The following is a 4,704-nucleotide window of genomic DNA, read 5'->3' as shown; positions in this document are numbered from 1 at the left end:
CGATAAGGCAAGGCTCAATTTTCGCGACAAAGGGCAGCAAGTCTTTGCGTCTAAGCATTTTCTTTTTGATTAACTTGCCTGCTTTATCGACACCAACAGCATGAAAAACAGACTTTGCGATATCTAAACCGATTGTAGTAATCTTCATAGGTGGACCCGTCCTCTTTCTGATGAGTTTTAGCGACTACATCGTGGCCCATTGCGAGGCCGATTAAAAGTGGATGGGTCCATTCCATTATCCCTGAGGGCTCGACGGCGACATCCATGTCGCCAACGGTCACTGTTGCAACAATGCCAATCTTAACTAAGTCCCTAATTCATAAGTCCATCCTAAAAAGCTTTTGCCCCAAAGTAAGTTTCGCAGTTCAAAAGGGAAATAGGCCAAGTAAAGCTTTGCCTATAGAAAAGTTGATGTGAAAGGGTCTCGTTCGACCTAGAAGTTATGCATGTCCCATCTTTTCACCGAGTTTGGCAAGCTATTTCATGGCCCAGTAGGTATGCTGCAAGAACTGACCGATTACTGTGAACACTTAGAGAAACGACGACGGCACTTTGCTAAATGCTGCCAGCACTTTCACAGCAATTAACTGTAATCCTGCTTAAACATACCAATCACTGCCCATTTGTTTTATTGGGTGGGTTAGCATGTCTGAAATACGCCGTTTTTTAAGAAATTAGCTCGATTTTATGCTTCAGCTTTAGCCCTTTAACTTTTGATGACTCTAGTTTAAGCAATTTTAGCTCGTACAAGTTGTAGACAAACCAAAAGTGCATTATGTTGTTGATCTATAATGGATGGCCAGATTTTTTCCTTTCAGAGTCCATTCTCTAAATCGGACATGATAAATGTAGTGATTTAAGAAAGTATCATGCTTGATGAAATAGAACTATAAATTCACTATTCAAATAGTTATTAGGCTGCGCTAGGCTGATTTCCTAAATTAAATTAAAAGGTTAGTCTTATGTCATATCAACTGACAGACTTATTAAACGATTGCCGTCTAGACAGATTGTTCTCATCAGAAAAATACCCCTGCGCCCTTCAACTATGGGTTTTGCAGCTACAGTATGAAAATGCAGTAGAAAACCGTGTGCTGTATGGTCGGTTACTACCGTATAGCTTTTCAACAAACAGTTGGTCCTTTAGCCACAAGAACGATTCCAAATCTTTCGGTTCATTCAGAGCAAGTGTAACTAGACTAAATCTTTATGTGGATAGCTCTATATGTCGCGAATTACTCAGTATGGCATGTGATAGGCAATCTATTGATAATATTAGTGAAAAATTAAATATAAAACTTCCTGAAAATATAAGAGAACGTTTCGGAAATACTATAGTTGTTGATGATCGTGCCATTTTTAGACCAATAACTTACTTGCTTAATAGTGATGCTCATTTGAAAGATTCATTAGCCAGCCCACATGGAAGTGCAGGGGCTCTAAGTGCTTCCATAAGTAAAAGTGATAAACAATCTCTGTTTCTTTGTGGGGAAAAGTACGATACAGCTTTTACTACAATGATAGTGGAGCAACTTAATACTGATACTGGGATGAGCTTTGGGAGTAAGGACATTGCTAGGTTAGGTGATATTGAGTTACTAGTATTTCCTACACTTGACGATAATGAAAGAAACCTCCTTGAGGTTAATTGGAATAAAGATAAAGACCTAAATGTACGGTTTACTTCTACCCAACTACCCACCTTTAATCGCTTTCAGTTTCACTTGACTGTTGAGAACGACAATCAAGTCCTGTGTTCTAGAGTAGCGGTAGCAAAATTTATTAAAGAGAGAATATTTGAATGTAGTTTTAAGCTTGAGGAATTGTTATTTGATATAGCCGACAGTGCTAAAATTGATATTTTTTCTTTTACAGATGATTATGAAGAGGGGTGTTTATGCTGTAGTTGGAAAACAAATTATGTACGAGAGATTAATTTCCAGATGCAACTCGTCGGTAACAGCACAAGTCCAGTTAAATTTGATTGGCTTGAAAAAACTACGATACCCAAAATGGCCAACCGCGTATCGCAAGCTTTGTCATTTTCAGCTAGAGAAAACCTCTCTCAAAATAGAATTAGTGGGCGCGAAATTGATAAATGGGTGCCCGAAAATCAAGCGCTGAAATCATTGTTCTCGAAGCTTTATCCTCCCAAGTCAGAAGGGAGATTTTTCCCAAGATGGGGGCAAAGTAATGGTGAAGGAAGACTTCAATTTGTCGAATGGTTTCAATGTTTGATGAAAAAAAATCAACAACAGCATATCGCAATCTTTGATCCATATTTCGAAGACGTTGGCTTAAGTTTGTTGACACTCTATGCCTTGCCCGATTCTGAATACACAATATTTAGAAGTATACCGAAACCAAGAGGCGAAGACATACCTAGACGCAGAAAAACAGATAATATGGTTAGTACAGGTATTGATAACCTAATTGCTAACTGTGAACGCAATAGAAGGTTATTGCAACGATGTAAGGTCAAAATATACGGCTTGAAAGAAGAACGTTTGCACGACCGATACATATTAGTTATTGGTAAAAATGGACTTCCAGTCGAAGGCTTTCATTTGTCTAATTCATTCCAGAAAGCAGCCGAAAATTATCCATTGCTAATAACTCCAATTCCCACTGATGTTTTATATAAAACCAATCAATATACATTTGAAATAATTCAAGAGGCAAGAAGCTCACCAAACGAACAAGTCGATCAAGGTTCTGTCTCTATACTTTTTGACTCAACAGTCTCAAATTCCAAGACTAAGCTATATGAGCCTCTAAGTATCTTGAAACATGAATGTTCAGGAACGGTATTAAGTGTGTGGTTCAAGCAACCATTACTAAAAGAGCTATGTGGTAATGAATTGAAAGATAAGTTGGCAGAGCTAGGAATTCTTCAAAGCGAATCACTAAATGGTTTATCTAAAACAGGTTTATTCAACTGTCTAAAGGAGATGGATGGTGAGCTTTCTGACTTTATAGTGGCATGGGAAGTTATAGGTGATATTTTGGCGCACACTCCCATTGACGACTCAAACATTGGTGAGTTTCAATCCGATATTAGATTTTTATCTTTCTTGTCAGAGTTTTTATCTTGTGCATTTCAGAGAGAAACCAATTGCGATGAACATGAAATTTCAGTGATTGATCCTAGTTATTTCAAAAAATCGTTAACTGAATTTATCCATAGTTCGACTCAAATACATCATTTTCTTCAGTCTACAAAATATAGGATTCTAACTTGGGCTGAATTTTACGCCGTTAAGTATTTGTGGCGTTATTCGCCGGAGTCTCTATTTTTTTTAATTGAAAGGGAATCAAAACTCTTAACTAAAGAGTATCAACCGACAGAAGCTGTTAGACTATCTTTACTCGGTCAATCTGTTAGTGAAATATCCTTGTCTTTGGAATTTCATGATATCTCAGATAAGCAGCAAGAGAAGCTAATAGAAAGCGATATCGCACTTTTGAATTGGTTTGGCTGGAATTCTCTTGAGCAATTACTTTTGTCATCAACTGAATTTGAATTAGCTGAAGGTAAGTTGTTAGGTTTTAGCTACACAGAGAAAATTCAGTATATTGGTTGGGCTCTGAATAGAAATGCTAATATCCCTAACAGCCGAAGTTTTTATGATAACCTTATAGTACAGTTACAGAAACTATTGCCAGAGCAGGTTTCATTTAATGCCCTAGAACTATTGATTGACTCTTCAAGGGGGCACATGCACTATCTTGGTTGGGCTGAGCCTTGGTTATTTAGCGACGTAGTAGAACCAATATTACGTAAAAATCGTGTTAATTTTGAGGATGTGTGTGAGATTTGGTTTCGAGATCTAATCGATTTATTAAATAACGAAAATCCACATCGATCACTTTTGTTTTCTCCAGAAAGAGAAGGGAAAACAACGAACCTAAGCTCTTATCTTTGGGCTCATAGTAACCCAAGCTATCAAAAGAAATGCATTGGAATAACCAGAAAAATCCTCAACAAACAGAAAAGAATTATTCAACAGCCATTGGCTAGCACGTCAAATTGGTCTAGGTGGGATGAAGCCCTGAAGGTTTCATTGTGGATTCTGGTGTTTGCTAAATTGAGTAGATACTATCTGAACACCTTGAACATCTTGCATCATGAAGATTTAGATTCTTTGTTGGAGGATTCATTTAGTCTTGCTATGGTGCGAGCATCGACTGAATGGATGCCTCATAGTGAATTATTCTCTTACCTAGAAAAAGTAGAAGAGCTATTGAATGAGCACGATGGGAAATGATCACCTGAAATAATATTAATTAGAGGTCATAGTAATTTTTTACTTGACTATGTGTCTGTATGTTGAAAACAAGATCATAGAGGAATTAGCTAAAAAGTAAATCCAGGTGACGCCTAAGGCGTACCTGATTTAGGCATTACCCATAGAAATATTAATCCGAAACAGACGAGTTAGAGCAAAGGGCTGAAGAATCCCCTGATGATTTACAAATAAATCATCAAATTAGGGTGGAAGCGCATCTTGTTGCATGATCAAATGGTTTCGCTAAAAACTACACTTGGACAACAAGATGCGCGAAGCCAATATCCTACAACATTCTTTACACCAATACTGCCCAGAACTTCACCTAAAACGATTAAACAGCTTGATGCTGGCCTCTAAGGCACTGATTGAATGTAAGACACTGACCTTGACTGAGTTAGGTCGAAATTAAATT

The 4,704-nt window shown here is 37.6% G+C and carries 1 protein-coding gene and 3 pseudogenes; 3 read left to right on the top strand and 1 reads right to left on the bottom strand.

Annotation, left to right across the window (positions count from 1 at the left end; translation table 11 throughout):
• Nucleotides 1-148, bottom strand: a pseudogene (locus tag L5M18_RS22695) (IS110 family transposase); the annotation flags it as partial.
• 307 nt (nt 149-455) lie between these two features.
• On the opposite strand from L5M18_RS22695, the pseudogene L5M18_RS22690 reads away from it, so the two are divergent.
• The 3 genes and pseudogenes from L5M18_RS22690 to L5M18_RS22680 all read left to right on the top strand — a co-directional run.
• Nucleotides 456-587, top strand: a pseudogene (locus tag L5M18_RS22690) (transposase); the annotation flags it as partial.
• Between the two features lie 375 nt (nt 588-962).
• Nucleotides 963-4,268, top strand: a complete 3,306-nt coding sequence (locus tag L5M18_RS22685) for a VPA1262 family protein (protein WP_263198683.1) — start codon at nt 963-965, stop codon at nt 4,266-4,268.
• 289 nt (nt 4,269-4,557) lie between these two features.
• Nucleotides 4,558-4,698: pseudogene (locus L5M18_RS22680) on the top strand (IS4 family transposase); the annotation flags it as partial.
• Nucleotides 4,699-4,704 lie beyond the last annotated feature (6 nt).

Origin of the sequence: Shewanella sp. SM20 (genome assembly GCF_025654545.1) — a bacterium.
Taxonomy (GTDB): Bacteria; Pseudomonadota; Gammaproteobacteria; order Enterobacterales; family Shewanellaceae; genus Shewanella; species Shewanella oncorhynchi.
Note: the sequence above shows the minus strand (reverse complement) of the source record. Positions and strands in the feature narration are given on the sequence as shown.

What these genes read in the sequence shown, in the direction of transcription:
- L5M18_RS22685 (WP_263198683.1), top strand. Translation starts at nt 963, where the DNA reads ATGTCATATCAACTGACAGACTTATTAAACGATTGCCGTCTAGACAGA.